At 72.1% G+C, this 14,872-nt stretch carries 12 protein-coding genes and 2 pseudogenes; 12 read left to right on the top strand and 2 right to left on the bottom strand.

All coding sequences use genetic code 11. The annotated features are described in order from the left end of the window. The first annotated feature begins 169 nt into the window (after positions 1-169). The 12 genes and pseudogenes from Cs7R123_RS11210 to dnaE all read left to right on the top strand — a co-directional run bounded on the left by Cs7R123_RS11210 (position 170) and on the right by dnaE (position 13,623). On the top strand, positions 170-934 hold the full coding sequence (locus Cs7R123_RS11210; RefSeq protein ID WP_212825814.1) for a cell division protein SepF: 765 nt from the start codon (positions 170-172) through the stop codon (positions 932-934). A 24-nt stretch (positions 935-958) separates the two neighbouring features. Beyond that, on the top strand, positions 959-1,255 hold the full coding sequence (locus Cs7R123_RS11205; protein ID WP_212825812.1) for a YggT family protein: 297 nt from the start codon (positions 959-961) through the stop codon (positions 1,253-1,255). Positions 1,256-1,310: 55 nt separating this feature from the next. Then, a complete protein-coding gene (locus tag Cs7R123_RS11200) occupies positions 1,311-2,087 on the top strand; it encodes a DivIVA domain-containing protein (protein WP_212825810.1) in 777 nt (258 codons plus the stop codon). A 425-nt stretch (positions 2,088-2,512) separates the two neighbouring features. Continuing rightward, on the top strand, positions 2,513-3,178 hold the full coding sequence (locus Cs7R123_RS11195) for a hypothetical protein (RefSeq protein WP_212825808.1): 666 nt from the start codon (positions 2,513-2,515) through the stop codon (positions 3,176-3,178). A 150-nt stretch (positions 3,179-3,328) separates the two neighbouring features. After that, on the top strand, positions 3,329-3,643 hold the full coding sequence (locus Cs7R123_RS11190; protein WP_212825806.1) for a DUF167 family protein: 315 nt from the start codon (positions 3,329-3,331) through the stop codon (positions 3,641-3,643). Between the two features lie 10 nt (positions 3,644-3,653). Then, positions 3,654-5,150 carry a potassium/proton antiporter gene (locus Cs7R123_RS11185; protein ID WP_212825804.1) on the top strand — a complete coding sequence of 499 codons (1,497 nt, stop codon included), beginning with the start codon at positions 3,654-3,656 and terminating at the stop codon, positions 5,148-5,150. Between the two features lie 613 nt (positions 5,151-5,763). Then, the gene (locus Cs7R123_RS11180; protein ID WP_212829083.1) at positions 5,764-6,201 is read left to right on the top strand and encodes a TraR/DksA C4-type zinc finger protein; all 438 of its coding nucleotides are present in this window, start codon (positions 5,764-5,766) and stop codon (positions 6,199-6,201) included. Positions 6,202-6,236: 35 nt separating this feature from the next. Beyond that, positions 6,237-6,936 (top strand): annotated as a pseudogene (locus Cs7R123_RS11175) (signal peptidase II). Continuing rightward, positions 6,927-7,865 (top strand): RluA family pseudouridine synthase, encoded by a 939-nt coding sequence (locus tag Cs7R123_RS11170; RefSeq protein ID WP_212825802.1) that lies wholly within the window; start codon positions 6,927-6,929, stop codon positions 7,863-7,865. Before Cs7R123_RS11175 ends, Cs7R123_RS11170 begins: the two are co-directional and overlap by 10 nt. A 56-nt stretch (positions 7,866-7,921) precedes the next feature. Further along, on the top strand, positions 7,922-8,884 hold the full coding sequence (locus Cs7R123_RS11165; RefSeq protein ID WP_212825800.1) for a hypothetical protein: 963 nt from the start codon (positions 7,922-7,924) through the stop codon (positions 8,882-8,884). A 192-nt stretch (positions 8,885-9,076) separates the two neighbouring features. Further along, positions 9,077-10,039 (top strand): annotated as a pseudogene (locus Cs7R123_RS11160) (MinD/ParA family protein); the annotation flags it as partial. 56 nt (positions 10,040-10,095) lie between these two features. Beyond that, complete coding sequence (gene dnaE / locus Cs7R123_RS11155; RefSeq protein WP_212825798.1) at positions 10,096-13,623, top strand: DNA polymerase III subunit alpha; 3,528 nt, start codon at positions 10,096-10,098, stop codon at positions 13,621-13,623. Between the two features lie 372 nt (positions 13,624-13,995). On the opposite strand, the gene Cs7R123_RS11150 is transcribed toward dnaE, so the two are convergent. Together Cs7R123_RS11150 and Cs7R123_RS11145 are read right to left on the bottom strand one after the other, a co-directional pair. After that, positions 13,996-14,382: a hypothetical protein gene (locus Cs7R123_RS11150; protein ID WP_212825797.1), complete on the bottom strand. Its 387-nt coding sequence runs from the start codon at positions 14,380-14,382 to the stop codon at positions 13,996-13,998. Further along, positions 14,379-14,816 (bottom strand): YbaB/EbfC family nucleoid-associated protein, encoded by a 438-nt coding sequence (locus Cs7R123_RS11145; RefSeq protein ID WP_212825795.1) that lies wholly within the window; start codon positions 14,814-14,816, stop codon positions 14,379-14,381. Before Cs7R123_RS11145 ends, Cs7R123_RS11150 begins: the two co-directional genes overlap by 4 nt. Positions 14,817-14,872: the final 56 nt, after the last annotated feature.

The following is a 14,872-nucleotide window of genomic DNA, read 5'->3' as shown; positions in this document are numbered from 1 at the left end:
TTCAGGTGGGGCGCCGTGCGGCGGCGTCGGGACGACGAGGGTTGGGGCACCACGGCGGCGCGCCGCGAACGCGCCTACGGGGGTGGACCCTACTTCGGAAGCGGGTGCCTGCGCGAGAGCGGCATTGGCACGGGGGTCTGTGCCGCACGGCGGACGGAGGGGCGCGGCAATGGGCGCACTGCGGAAGGCGGGTGTCTGGCTCGGGCTGGTCGAGGACGATGACGAGCACGAGTACGACGAGCCTGCCTACGACAAGGGCTACACCTCCACATACCGTGACCGCGGCAGCCGCCGCGGCGAGCGCAGCGACGACCGGTACGGCCGGGGCGCGGGCCGGTACGAGGACCTCGGCGACGACGAGGATGAGGACCTGGACGAGGCGCCGCCGGTGCCGCGTACCCGGGTGGCGGCCGACCGCAGCGGCTCGGCCCGCCTGGAGGCCGCGCGCGAGTCGGCGCGCGCCGAGGCGACCCGCCTGAACGTCGAGGCGCGGCTGGAGGCCGCGCGGGCGGAGCGGGCCACGGTCCGCCCGATCACCGCGACCACGCGGCCGCTGTCGGCGACCACGTCCACCGCTCCGGCGACGCGCGACAACCTCGCGCTGGCGTCCGTGGCGCAGCCGCAGCAGCGGATCGCCCCGGTGACCGAGGACAACCGCCCGCAGATCACGACCCTGCATCCCACCACGTACAACGAGGCGCGCCAGATCGGGGAGCGGTTCCGCGACGGCACGCCGGTGATCATGAACCTGACGGAGATGGACGAGGCTGACGCCAAGCGTCTGGTGGACTTCGCGGCGGGACTCGCATTCGGGTTGCGGGGTACGATCGAGCGCGTCACCAACCGGGTGTTCCTGCTCTCACCGGCCAACGTCCAGGTAACCGCCGAGGACAAGGCCAAGATCGCCGAGGGCGGGTACCTCAACCAGAGCTAGTCCTACCGAGGGACTCCGACAGACGTGTTCTCACCTGTGCTGCAAGTCGTCTACCTGGCGCTGTACCTGTTCTATCTGGTGCTGCTGGGCAGGTTCGTGCTGGGTGCGGTGCTGGCCTACGGCCGGCGCTGGCACCCGGTCAGGGGATCCGCCGCCGCGCTGGAAGTGGTGTGGAGCGTCACTGATCCGCCCCTCAAAGCGTTGAGGCGTGTGATCCCGCCTTTGCGCATTGGTACCGTGAGCATCGACCTGAGCTCCCTTGTTCTGCTGGTTATCCTATCCGTTCTGATGTACTTCGTAAGGCTGGCGATCCGCGGGTGACCCCCACCCGTTCGATCGCCGACCTGCGCGGCCGCGACTGACCCGAGGAGTTTCGATGCCGCTCACCCCGGCCGACGTGCACAACGTCGCCTTTAAGAAGCCCCCGATCGGCAAGCGGGGGTATGACGAGGAGGAGGTCGACGCCTTCCTTGACGAGGTCGAGCGCGAACTCGCCCGTCTGATCGAAGAGAACAGCGAACTGCGCATGCAGGTCGAGCGGGGCGGCGGTGGCCGTCCGGCGGGCCCCGGTGGCCCCGACCCGCGCCTGGCCGCTGAGCTCAACGAGATGAAGGCCCAGCTGGACCGCATGCAGCGCGACAAGTCCGCGGCCGAGCAGGCCGCCCGCGCGATGCAGGGCGAGCTGGACCAGCTGCGCGGCGGCGCCAGCAGCATGGCCGCCGCGGCCGCGATGTCGGGTCCCGAGGGCGAGCAGCAGGCGCTGCGGGTGCTCATGATGGCCCAGCGCACGGCCGACGACCACGTCTCCGACGCCCGCCGCGAGGCGGACAAGGTGCTCTCCGAGGCGCGCGCGAAGGCCGAGGAGGTCACCCGCGACGCCCGGGCCAAGGCCGACGCGCTCGAGCGCGACGCCCGCCAGCGCCACCAGGAGGCGATCAGCGGCCTGGACGCCAAGCGCACCGCCCTCCAGCAGCACATCGACACGCTCAAGCAGTTCGAGCGCGAGTACCGCACCCGCCTGAAGGCGTACCTGGAGAGCCAGCTGCGCGACCTCGAAGGCCGCGGGCAGAGCCTGGAGGCCGAGATCGGCCGCGAGGACCGCGCCGCGGGCGGCCTGGCCGCCGCCGGTTCCGGCTCCTTCAACGGCCGCTGACGGCCGCACTCCGCGAACCTCCCGGCCGGCCCGCACGATCAGCGGGTCGCCGGGGCGGGACGGACGCATCCGCCCGTCCCGCCGGACACTCCAGTCGCCCCAGGGCCCGCCACCGGCGCGCCGCGACCGGCCGTGTCCGGTGCACCACCCTGATCGAACCGCACCGCAGCATCGCCCCTCACGCACATCGAAGCACTGCGGCAGCCTCACCCCTCGTCGCTGCCGTCGCACGCAGATAGCAGAGAGAAGAACGACCCGGCGCCCGCCGGGCCGGCCATCCGGGCCGGTGCCGGGCCCGTGGTCGGCCGGTGCGGGACCCTCCCGTGCCGGAGCGAGATGGGTTCGGCGGGCCGCGGCACGGTCACGTTCACCGCTGCTCGGCGAGCCCTCGACACCTGATCTAGCCGACGCGGCGGGGGTGAGCTGTGATAGTTGCAAGTCTGCTGCTCATTCTCGGTGCCGTCGTGCTGCTCGTACTGGGGCTGTTGAACGGGTCGAGCGGTCTGCTCGTCGGTTCCATCGGCACCAGCCTGCTGGCCGCGGTCGCGCTCGTCGTGGGCGCCCGCCAGGCCGCCGCGGCCCGCGCCGCGGCAGGGGCCCTCGACGACGAGGACGAGCAGTTCGACGGTGACGAGGATGAGCAACCGGTGGGCCGCAGGGCCGGCACGAGGGCGGCGGCGCCGCCGCGTGCCCCGGAGCGCGATTCCTGGGCCGACGAGCCGGTGCGCCAGAACGGGCGCGCCGACACCGACACGATGACGATGTCGTCGGGCTACCCGTCCGAGCAGCCGGAGGTGGTCCTGCCGCAGCAGGGCTCCGGCGGCCGGGCGGACGACTACGACGACGAGGATCCGCCGGACGAGCCGGTCGCGCAGCGGGTGTCCGCCGCCGACGCGGCCCGGGTCGCCCGGATGTCGACGGATGTGCTGGTCATCGACGGCCGGCCCCGCTACCACGTGGCCGGGTGCGTACACCTGCTCGGCCGTCCGTGCGAGCCGCTGCCGGTAGGCGAGGCGGTCGACCTCGGGTTCAGCCCGTGCGGGCTGTGCGAGCCGGACAGCGCCCTGCTCGCGGACGCGCGCCGGGTCTGAACCGGCGGTGCCGAATCCGGTGCCCCCACCGACCGCCTCGGGTGCGGACGGTGGGGGCACCGATCTTTTACCGCACATCTTTACCGCCCAGCATCCGACACGATCACCGGGTGACGGCCGCGGCTCGGCGCCGCCCCGCCACAATGGGCTATGGCACGCGATCCGTTCCCGACCGCACCCGCCGTCATCGCGGTGCGGGTGAAGCCCGGCGCGGGCCGGACCAGGGTGGGCGGGCGCTACGACGGCCCGCACGGGGTCGCGCTGGTCGTGGCGGTGGCGGCACCGGCCGTCGACGGCAAGGCCACCGAGGCCGCCCGCCGGGCCCTGGCCGAGGCGCTGGGCGTGCCCGCCGCCGGGGTCGCGCTGCGCACCGGGCAGACCAGTCGCGACAAGCTGTTCACCCTGGCCGTGCCCCCGGCCGACCTGGCCGGGCGCCTGGCCGCCCTGTACGGCGGCGTCCCGTGAGGCCGCCCCGATGACCGCCTTCCTGGACGTCGCGCTGCTGGTCGGGGCGGCCGTGCTGCTGATCGCGGTGGCGGCGGTGCGCTGGTCGACCCGCCTGGGCGTGCCCAGTCTGCTGGTGTACCTCGCGCTGGGTGTCCTGCTGGGCTCGGTGTTCGGGCTGCGGTTCGACAATCCGGGACTGACCCGGTTGCTGGGCACCTGCGCGCTGGTGCTGATCATCGCCGAGGGCGGGCTGACCGCCCGGTGGAGCATGCTGCGCCCGGTGCTGCCGCTGGCGTCGCTGCTGGCCACGCTGGGGGTGGCGATCAGCGTCGCGGCGGTGGCGGTGGCGGTGCACCTGATGCTCGGCTGGGACTGGCGCACGGCGGCGCTGATCGGTGCGGTGCTGGCCTCCACCGACGCGGCGGCCGTCTTCTCCACGCTGCGGCGGTTGCGGCTGCGCCCCCGCCCGGTGGCGACGCTGGAGGCCGAGTCGGGCATCAACGACGCGCCGGTGGTGCTGCTGGTGGTGCTGCTCTCGACGCCCGGCGAGCTCGGCCCGTGGTGGCACGAGCTGCTGATCATCGCGTACGAACTGGCCGCCGGCGCCGTCATCGGGGTGCTGGTCGGGATGATCGGCCGGGCGCTGCTGCGCCGCGCGGCCCTGCCCGCCGCGGGCCTGTATCCGCTGGCCGCGGTCGGGCTGACGGTGCTCGCCTACGCCGGGGGCGCGGTCGCCCACGCCTCGGGCTTCCTGGCCGTGTACGCCGCCGGAGTGGTGCTCGGCAACGGGCGGCTGCCCCACCGGCAGGCCATCCTCGGCTTTGCGGACGGTCTGGCCTGGTTGTCGCAGATCGGGCTGTTCGTTCTGCTGGGGATCCAGGTGTCGCCTTCCGGACTCTGGCCGGTGCTGCTGCCCGGCGTCCTGATCGGCGGGGCACTGCTGCTGGTCGCCCGGCCGCTGTCGGTCCTCGTCTGCGCGACACCGTTCGGCGTAAGCTGGCGCGACCAGGCCTTCCTGTCCTGGGCGGGCCTGCGCGGGGCGGTGCCGATCGTGCTGGCGACGATCCCGGCGGCGCAGCGGCTGCCCGGGGCGGAGGCGCTGTTCAACATCGTTTTCGTGCTGGTCGTGGTCTTCACGATGGTGCAGGCGGGCACGCTGCCGCAGGTCGCGCGGCTGCTGCGGGTGACCGCGCCGGGGGAGGCGACGGAGCTGCGGGTGGAGACCGCGCCGCTGGAGCGCATGCACGCCGACCTGCTCCAACTGGAGGTGCCGGAGGGCTCCGGGCTGGCCGGGGTGCACCTGGACGAGCTGCGCCTGCCGGTGGGCGCCTCGGTGACGCTGGTGCTGCGGGCGGGCATCGGCTTCGTCCCCGATCGGGACACCCGCTTGCGTACGGGTGACAGCCTGCTCATCGTGACGACCGAGGCGGTACGGGACGAGGCGGAGCGCCGGCTGCGCGCGGTCAGCAGGCGCGGCCGCCTGGCGAGCTGGTTTGGTGAGGACGGCCGGGAGAGCCGGGACTAGATGATAAAGTCCGTTTTGCCAGCTTTCGCCGGTCCGGTGCTCCCCGGGGTCTGCCGTCCCGAGGTCCGTCCGGACAAGTCGCCCCAGGGCGGCCGTCCCGGTGCGAGCTGGCACGTTTTCTCGAATCCGGCCGGGTTCGCGTGGCATGTTTGTGGACCGTCCATACGTTCCGTATTCTTGCCAGCCTATTGGAGTGCGCGGCGTGAGCCGCGCGCCCGTTTTGCATCTGGGGGACGCCATGGCCGAACAGCGGGCAGGCGGGAGCAAGACCAGCGCGGCGGCGAAGAAGGCCGCGGCGAAGACCACCGCGGCGCCGGAGCGCTCCGTGAAGACAGTGGCTGCGGGGGCGGCCACGGCTAAGGGGGAGACGGTGACGGCGACCTCGGACACGACGAAGCGCGCCTCGGCCAAGCCGGGCGCCGACGCGAAGAAGGCCACGGCGAGCAAGACCGCCCCGGCGACGGCGGCGGCCGCGAAGAAGAAGGTCAGCACGGCGGCGCACGACGACGCCGAGACCACCCAGACCACCCGGCGGCACGCCGCCGGGCCGGAGGAAAATCCCCCCGCCCAGGCAACGCCGAGCGCCGCCACGACCGCGGCCGAGGGAGCGACCATGGTCAAACCTGCTGAGTCCAAGACCGCAAGCCGCGCCGCCGCAAAGCCCGTGGCAGCCGCGAAGAAGGGCGACCGCAGCGCCGCGGAGACGGAGAAGATCCGGGTCGCGCTGACCGCCCGTCGCGACGAGCTGCAGGAGGAGTACGACCACACGCTCGTCGAGATCGCCGAGATGCAGCGCGAGCGCCTGACCGACTCGGCCGGTGACGACCAGGCCGACACCGGCACCAAGACGTTCGAGCGCGAGCAGGAGATCACGCTGGCCAACAACATCCTGGAGCGGATCAACCAGGTCGAGCGCGCATTGGAGCGTCTCGATGAGGGAAGCTACGGGTGGTGTGAGCGATGCGGCAATCCGATCCCCGTGGAGCGGCTGGCCGCGTTCCCGTCGGCGACACTGTGCGTGACCTGTAAGCAGTTGGAGGAACGGCGCTGACAGCGGCGTTCCGCAGAGAATAGTGCGGCGCCGACCTGCGGTCGGCCGGACGTGACCAGGGTGCGAGAGCGCCAGGGCAGGGGAGTGTTGTCGGTGGAAGAGAACCATCAGGTGGAGCCGGAGCACTCCCCACATGCCATCGGCCACGGCCGGGCGATCGCGATCTTCGCCGGGATGGCCTCGTTCGCCGTGCTGCTGGACGTGGTCACGAAGGAGATCGCCACCAAGCAGCTCGACCCGGACGAGCCCGTCCGGCTGCTCGGCGGCGCGCTGTACCTGTCGCTGACCCGCAACAGCGGCGCGGCGTTCAGCCTGTTCCGCGACCACACCTACATCTTCCCGATCATCGCCGTGGGCGTGATCTCGTGGATCGTCTGGGCCGCGCGCAGCCTGCGCTCGCTGCCGTGGGCGCTGGCCCTCGGCTCGATCCTGGGCGGCGTGACGGGCAACCTGCTCGACCGGATCTTCCGCGCGCCGGGCACGTTCCACGGGCACGTGGTCGACTTCCTCAGCCTGTTCGACCCGTACGGCCGCACCTGGCCGATCTTCAACGTGGCCGACATGGCCCTGGTCGGCGGCGTCTGCCTGGCGATCCTGCTCGAACTGACCGGCCGCCAGCGCGACGGCTCGCGCCTTTCGGGCAAGGACGAGCAGAAGAAGGCCGCCGCGGGCGACCAGCGCGAGGCCGACTCGGCCGGCGTCAGCTCCGAGCAGGGTTCGCAGGCATGGTCCTGAAGGGCGAGAGCCGCAGCCTGCCGGTCCCGGACGGGCTGGACGGCATGCGGCTGGACCAGGCTGTCTCCCGCCTGTTCGGGCTGTCCCGCACCGCTGCGGCGACCCTGGTCGAGGCCGGGGACGCGCTGGTCGACGGCACCGCGCGCGGCAAGTCCGACAAGGTCTCCGGCGGCAGCTGGCTGGAAGTGACCCTGCCCGCCCCGCCGTCGGCGCCGACCGTCGTGGTCGAGACCATCGAGGGCCTGCGCATCGTGTACAGCGACGACGACATCGTCGTGGTCGACAAGCCGGTCGGCGTAGCGGCCCACCCCAGCCCCGGCTGGACCGGCCCGACCGTGCTCGGCGGCCTGGCCGGGCTCGGCCAGCGGGTGGCCACCTCCGGCGCGGCCGAGCGGCAGGGCATCGTGCACCGCCTCGACGTCGGCACGACCGGGCTGATGGTCGTCGCCAAGAGCGAGTCGGCCTACAGCGCCCTCAAGTGGGCGTTCAAGCACCGCGAGGTCGACAAGCGATACCACGCCGTGGTCCAGGGCCATCTGGATCCGCTGCGCGGCACGGTCGACGCCCCCATCGACCGCCACCCCACGCACGACTACAAGTTCGCGGTGATGTCGGGCGGCAAGCCCAGCATCACCCACTACGACACGCTGGAGGCCTTCCCCGCCGCCAGCCTCGTCGACATCAAGCTGGAGACCGGTCGCACCCACCAGATCCGGGTGCACTTCTCCGCGCTGCGCCACCCCTGTGTAGGTGACCTGACCTACGGCGCCGACCCGACCCTGTCCGCCCGGCTGGGCCTGTCCCGGCAGTGGCTGCACGCCCGGGAGCTCAGTTTCGTCCACCCGGGCAGCGGGGAAGAGGTCCGCTTCGTCAGCGAGTACCCGCCAGATCTCGCGCACGCGCTGTCGCTGCTGCGCGACGCCGGTTAGGGCACGGAAGGGCACCGGCGGTGCCCTTCCGTGCTTCAGCTTTGGAGAGGACCTCAGTGCAGAGGTTGTTGCGGCATCTCGACCAGGTGGTCGTGCCGAGGCTGGCGCGCGGGTTCGCGCGGGCGGCCGGGGGCGGGCTACGGCTGCGGCTGCTGACCGGCATCGCGGTGGTCGGCGTCATCGGTGCGCTGCTGGGCGCGGTGTGGGCGACCCGCCGCCCGGTCGCGCCGTCCGCCGACAGCGCCGCCATGGAGACGGTGCGGGTCGGCGTCGTGCAGGGCCAGAGCGTGCCGCTGTACGCCCGCCAGGCCCGCTCCGAGCTCACCGGCCTGCTCAAGCGCCCGACCGCGTCGCCGGTCGAGACGTACGCCCTGGTCAGCCTGCGCGCCTACCTGGCGCCGGAGCGGCTGACCCCGGTGCTCGGCGGCGTCTCCGTGGTGGAGGTCTACGCCCGGGTGCCGCTGAGCGGCGCGGTGACCCAGTCGGTGCGCATCCCGGCGTTCACGATCCCCGCCGACGTGGTGGCGGGCATGGCGCAGGTGGCGCGCAAGCGCGCGGGCGACGCCGACGACCTGCGCCGGGTCGCCGCGAAGTTGCAGACCACCGACGCGACCGAGGTCGACCTGCGCCAGGGCTACCTGGGCGACTCCACGGTCGCCGCCGCCGAGGCGGAGGCGTACCGGGCCGGGTGCGCCTGCGTGTACGCCGCCGTGGTCCGGGCGACCCCGGCCGCGCTGGACCAGATCGCCGCCCGCCCGGAGGTGCGCGCCGTCGACCCCGCTCCCGAGGTGCGCCGCCTCGACCGGGCGGTGTTCCTGCCGCCGCTGCCCGAGCAGCTGGGCCAGGCCCCGGCCGGCGCCACCGCCACCGCCACCGCCACACCGCCGGCGAGCCCGTCGGCCGAGCCGACCGGCTCCGCCGGGCCGCCGCCGTCACCCGAACCGACGACCACGCCGTCGGACGGGCCCGAGACTCCGGCCGAGTCGCCGAGCGCCATATCCGCCAGCCAGGCACCCTAGTTACACCTGGGTAGGCGCAAAACAGGGCTGGAGGAGTGGGGGCCCGAGCACATAGGGTGGTCAAGCCGGTGCCGGGTGCGTAGCCTGGGCCGCGTTTGATCAGTCCGGGCAGGGTCGGGAGGGCGCACCGTGGAGCGCAGCGGGCAGCGTGGGCCGGACGACCCCACCGCCTGGGGCCAGCCGGGCAACCTGCCGGCGCCGGACACCTCGCGCTGGCGGGTGCTGCTGGACCGCGCCAAGCCGCGCCCCGGTGACCTGAGGCCGTCGCCCGGTCCGGGCGCCGGCGCGCCGTCGGCGGGCGGGGGCGGCCCCACCGGCCGGGTCGAGTGGCGGGCCGCCGCGCCCTCCGAGATCGACCAGGCCGTCAACCTGCTGCGGGGCCAGCTCGACCGGCCCAAGGTGCTCGCCTTCGCCAACCCCAAGGGCGGCGTGCACAAGACCACCGCCACCGTGCTGGCCGCCGCCACCATCGGCAGCGTGCGCGGCCGGGGCGTGCTGGCCTGGGACGACAACGAGCTGCGCGGCACCCTGGGGCTGCGCGCGGGCAGCGCCCGGCACGCCCGCACCATCCGGCACCTGCTCGGCGACCTGATGGAGATCGAGAACTGCCCGCCGTACGAGCTGAAGGACCGGCTCGACGACTACCTGCGCCACGCCTCCGACGGGTCGTACGACGTGCTCGCCGGGGAGGAGAACCCGCGCTTCGCCCAGCGGCTGGACACGCACACCGTGCGCCGGGTGCTGGAGCTGCTCTGCCGCACCCACGAGGTGGTCTGCGTCGACACGGGCAACAACGTCGAGAGCGCCAACTGGCAGACCGTGCTCAACGCCTGCGACCAGCTCGTGATCACCACCGTGCCGCGCGAGGACGCCGCGTTCACCGCCGACTGGATGATCGACCTGCTGCACGAGGTGGGCCTGGGCAAGCTGGCCGAGAACGCGGTCACGCTGCTGTCGTGCGCGACGCCGGGCCAGTCGCCGATGCTGGAGGACCTGCGCAGGCACTTCGCCACCCGTACCCGCGCGGTCGTGGTGGTGCCCTTCGATCCCGCCCTGGAGACCGGCTCCTCGATCGAGTACGGCGCCCTCCAGCCCGCGACCAAGCGCGCCTGGCTGCACGCCGCCGCGGTGATGATGGAGCCGTTCGTCCGCTGACCCCGACCGGGTCGGCGGGCGCGTCGCCGACAGCCCGGCGAGGTAGGCTGGCGCGCGTGTCAGACTCCTTCGTTCACCTGCACGTGCACACCGAATACTCGATGCTCGACGGTGCGGCGAGACTAAAGGAGCTGTTCAAGGAGGCGACCCGGCTCGGGATGCCCGCCCTGGCGATGACCGACCACGGCAACATGTTCGGGGCGTACGACTTCTACAAGCAGGCGACCGCCGCCGGGATCAAGCCGATCATCGGCGTCGAGAGCTACGTGACCCCGAACACGGCCCGCCAGGAGCGCACCCGCGTCCGCTGGGCCGACGGCGGCGAGAACGACGTCTCCGGCGGTGGCGCGTACACCCACATGACGATGCTGGCGGCCGACGCCGACGGCCTGCGCAACCTGTTCCGGATGCAGTCGCGGGCGAGCCTGGAGGGCTACTTCTACAAGCCCCGCGCCGACCGCGAGCTGCTCAATCTGTACGGCAAGGGCGTGATCGGGACGACGGGCTGCCCGTCGGGGGAGATCCAGACGTGGCTGCGCATCGGCGACTTCGACAAGGCGGTCGCCTCGGCCGGTGAGTTCCAGGACATCTTCGGCAAGGAGAACTTCTACCTGGAGCTGATGGACCACGGCATCTCGATCGAGAAGGCCGCGCGCGAGGGCCTGGAGCGGCTGCGCAAGCACCTGAACCTCAAGCCGATCGTCACCAACGACCTGCACTACACGTACGCCGCCGACGCCGACGCGCACGAGGTGCTGCTGTGCGTGCAGTCGGGCTCGACGATGGCCGACCCCAAGCGGTTCAAGTTCGACGCCCGCGACTTCTACCTGAAGTCCGCCGAGGAGATGCGCGCCCAGTGGGACGCCATCATGCCCGGGGCCTGCGACAACACGCTGGAGATCGCCGAGCGGATCGGCGACTACAAGACCGTGTTCGCCCACCGCGACCTGATGCCGTCGTTCCCGGTGCCCGAGGGCCACACCGAGGAGTCGTGGCTGCGTGCCGAGGTGCACCGCGGCCTGCGCGACCGCTTCCCGAACGGGGTGCCGGAGGACCGGCTGCGCCAGGCCGACTACGAGCTCGACGTCATCTGCAAGATGGGCTTCCCGGGCTACTTCCTGGTCACCGCGGACCTGTGCGAGTACGCGCGCAAGGAGAAGATCCGGGTGGGTCCCGGCCGCGGTTCGGCGGCGGGCGCCCTGATCGCGTACGCGCTGCGCATCACCGAACTCGACCCGATGGCGCACGGCCTGCTGTTCGAGCGGTTCCTGAACCCCGACCGCGTCTCCATGCCCGACATCGACATGGACTTCGACGAGCGCCGGCGCGGTGACATGATCCGGTACGCGACCGAGCGCTGGGGCGAGGAGCGCGTCGCGCAGATCATCACGTACGGCACGATCAAGGCGAAGGCCGCGATCAAGGACGCGGCCCGGGTGCTCGGCTACCCGTTCGCGGTCGGCGACAAGATCACCAAGGCGATGCCCCCGGCCGTCATGGGCAAGGACATCCCGCTCACCGGCATCTTCGACAGCAGCCACCCCCGCTACCCGGAGGCGGTCGAGTTCCGGACGCTGTACGACACCGACCCCGACGCCAAGAAGGTCGTCGACACGGCCAAGGGCATCGAGGGCCTCAAGCGCCAGTGGGGCGTGCACGCGGCCGGCGTGATCCTGTCCGGCGAGCCGCTGATGGACGTGCTGCCGATCCAGAAGCGCGAGCAGGACGGCGCCATCATCACCCAGTGGGACATGGGTGCGTGCGAGTCCATCGGCCTGCTGAAGATGGACTTCCTGGGCCTGCGCAACCTCACCGTCATGGACGACTGCCTGGAGGGCATCCAGATCAACCGGGGCGAGACCCTGGTGCTGGAGGACCTGCCGCTGGAGAACCCGCCCACCTACGAGCTGCTGGCCCGCGGCGACACCCTGGGCGTGTTCCAGCTCGACGGCGGCCCGATGCGCGCGCTGCTGCGCTCGATGGTCCCCGACGGCTTCGAGGACATCTCCGCGGTGCTCGCGCTCTACCGGCCGGGTCCGATGGGCGCCAACGCCCACAACGACTACGCCGACCGCAAGAACAACCGCAAGCCGGTGGTGCCGATCCACCCGCAGCTGGCGGAACCCCTCAAGGACATCCTGGGCGACACGTACGGCCTGATCGTGTATCAGGAGCAGGTCATGGCGATCGCGCAGAAGCTGGCCGGGTACACCCTCGGCCAGGCCGACCTGCTGCGCCGCGCGATGGGCAAGAAGAAGAAGGAGATCCTCGACAAGGAGTACGTGCCGTTCTCGGGCGGCATGAAGGAAAAGGGCTACTCCGACGAGGCGATCAAGACGCTGTGGGACATCCTGGTCCCCTTCTCGGACTACGCGTTCAACAAGGCCCACACCGCCGGATACGGCCTGGTGTCGTACTGGACCGCCTACCTGAAGGCCAACTACCCGGCCGAGTACATGGCCGCGCTGCTCACCTCGGTCGGCGACGACAAGGACAAGTCCGCCGTCTACCTCGCCGAGTGCCGCCGCATGGGCATCAAGGTGCTGCCGCCGGACGTCAACGCGTCCACGGCCCGGTTCACCCCGGTCGGCGGCGACATCCGGTTCGGCCTGGCCGCGGTGCGCAACGTCGGCGGCAACGTGGTCGACGCGGTCGTGCGGGCCCGCAAGGAGCACGGCGCGTTCACCGACTTCTACGACTACCTGCGCAAGATCGACGCGGTGGCGTGCAACAAGCGCACCATCGAATCGCTGATCAAGGCCGGGGCGTTCGACTCGATGGGGCACACCCGCAAGGGCCTGCTGTCGGTGCACGCCGACGCCATCGACTCGTTCATGGGCGTGAAGAAGAACGAGGCCATCGGCCAGTACGACCTGTTCGGCGCAGCCTTCGCCGACACCGCCGGCGCGCCGACCATGGTCGTCACCCCGGCCATCCCGGCCGGCGAGTGGGACAAGACCGACCTGCTCGTCTTCGAACGCGAGATGCTCGGCCTGTACGTCTCCGACCACCCGCTGTTCGGGCTGGAGCACGTGCTCAGCAAGGCCGCCGACATGTCCGTCGCCGCGCTGAGCGAGGAGGGCTCGGTCTCCGACGGCCAGATCGTCACGCTGGCGGGCATCCTGTCCGGCGTCCAGCGCCGGATCACCAAGCAGGGCAAGGCCTGGGCCTCGGCCACCCTGGAGGACCTGGACGGCGCCGTCGAGGTGCTGTTCTTCCCCAACACGTACGACCTGGTCGGCCAGTACATCGCCGAGGACGCCATCGTCGTGGTCAAGGGCCGCGTCGACCGCCGCGACGACCAGGCCCGGATGATGGCGATGGACCTGTCCATCCCCGACATCTCGGCTCCCGACGACGCCAAGCCCGTCGTGCTCGCGCTGCCCGCCAACCGGTGCACCCCGCCGCTGGCCGAGCGGCTGCGCGAGGTCCTGTCCACCCACCCCGGGCCCGCCGAGGTGCACGTGAAGATCACCAACGGGCAGAAGTCCAGCACCTACCGGCTCGGCCCCATGCGTGTGGCGCCCGTCCCCGCCCTCATGGCCGACCTCAAGGCCCTCCTGGGCCCGACCGCCCTGGGCTGAGCCCACCCGTCGTCCGCGGTCGGCGCCACGGCCGACCGCGACTCGTCACTCTGCGATTCGCGGCGCGGCGCGGCGCGGGGTTCGCGGGGTTCGCGGCGTGGCGCGCGGTTCGCGGCGCGGTTCGGGGTTCGCGGCGCGGCGCGCGGTTCGGGGCGCGGTTCGGGGTTCGCGGTGAAGATCGCTGATTGAGGTCGGATAGTGTCGCTGAGCCGCAGATTCTGACCGCAGACGGCGATCACCAACCCATCGCGCGACCGCAGACGGCGATCATGAACCCATGGTGCGACCGCAGACGGCGATCATCAAGCCATGGGCGGCCGCCGGCGGCGATCATCCGAGTCGTACCCGGCGCCGGGCGGCCGGGTCGCGGCCTCAGACCGGGATGTCCGGGTGGCGGGTGCCGGCCTTGTCGACGTTTTCGCTGGTGGCGATGTCGGTGCCGGTGGTCTCGTTCGCGGCGGCGGTGATGTTGACGCCCATGCTCTGCATCGCCTCGCCGACCATGCGCCACATGGCCAGGATCGCCGGGCCGATCTGCTCGTAGTTCTGCTGGATCTGCTTGCCGGAGTCGTCGTTGCCCCAGGGGCGGGCGCCGCCGGCCGCCTCGATCCGCGCGCCGAGCCCGTCGCGCAGGCCGCTGACCTCCTGCCCGGCCAGGAACATGCGCCGTCCCGCGTCGCGGCCGGTGTCCGGGTCGAGGTGGGTGCCGTCGCCGGGCGGCCAGGACAGGTGCCGGACCGGGATCTCGTCGCCGCTCACGGGCGGCCGCCCTCGGGCTCCTCGGGCTCGTAGCCCATGATGCCGTCGTGGCGGCGCATCATCACGTTGATGTCGTTGGTGCGCAGGAACTCCGCCGCCCCGGAGCCGGCGGGCAGGACCTGCGACATCAGCGCGGTCACCCCGGCCCCGGCGGCCTCGGCGGCCCGCGCCGTCGTCTTGGTGATCTCCTCGGCGAGCTTGGCCGCGCCGTATTCCCGCAGGCTGCTCGGGTGCAGCTCCAGGTGCACCAGGCGCCCGCGTGCGTCGACCGTCGCCTTGATCAGGCCGTCGGCCGTCTTCGCGGTGCTGCGCAGGGCCGCGAGCTTGGTCTGCAACTCGCCCATCCCGGTCCGCAACCGCGTGTACTGGTCGTGCACCTGCGCGAAGCGCTCCCGCAGCGCAAAGTTCGCGTCGCGATCGGACTGCTGTGCCACGAAGTCCACCCCTCCCCGCGTACGGCCGTCCTGACTGTATCGTCCGCACCGGCGCT

The sequence above is a fragment of the Catellatospora sp. TT07R-123 genome (genome assembly GCF_018327705.1).
Taxonomy (GTDB): domain Bacteria; phylum Actinomycetota; class Actinomycetes; order Mycobacteriales; family Micromonosporaceae; genus Catellatospora.
Note: the sequence above shows the minus strand (reverse complement) of the source record. Positions and strands in the feature narration are given on the sequence as shown.

What these genes read in the sequence shown, in the direction of transcription:
- Cs7R123_RS11210 (WP_212825814.1), top strand. Translation starts at nt 170, where the DNA reads ATGGGCGCACTGCGGAAGGCGGGTGTCTGGCTCGGGCTGGTCGAGGAC.
- Cs7R123_RS11200 (WP_212825810.1), top strand. Translation starts at nt 1,311, where the DNA reads ATGCCGCTCACCCCGGCCGACGTGCACAACGTCGCCTTTAAGAAGCCC.
- Cs7R123_RS11190 (WP_212825806.1), top strand. Translation starts at nt 3,329, where the DNA reads ATGGCACGCGATCCGTTCCCGACCGCACCCGCCGTCATCGCGGTGCGG.
- Cs7R123_RS11185 (WP_212825804.1), top strand. Translation starts at nt 3,654, where the DNA reads ATGACCGCCTTCCTGGACGTCGCGCTGCTGGTCGGGGCGGCCGTGCTG.
- Cs7R123_RS11180 (WP_212829083.1), top strand. Translation starts at nt 5,764, where the DNA reads ATGGTCAAACCTGCTGAGTCCAAGACCGCAAGCCGCGCCGCCGCAAAG.
- Cs7R123_RS11170 (WP_212825802.1), top strand. Translation starts at nt 6,927, where the DNA reads ATGGTCCTGAAGGGCGAGAGCCGCAGCCTGCCGGTCCCGGACGGGCTG.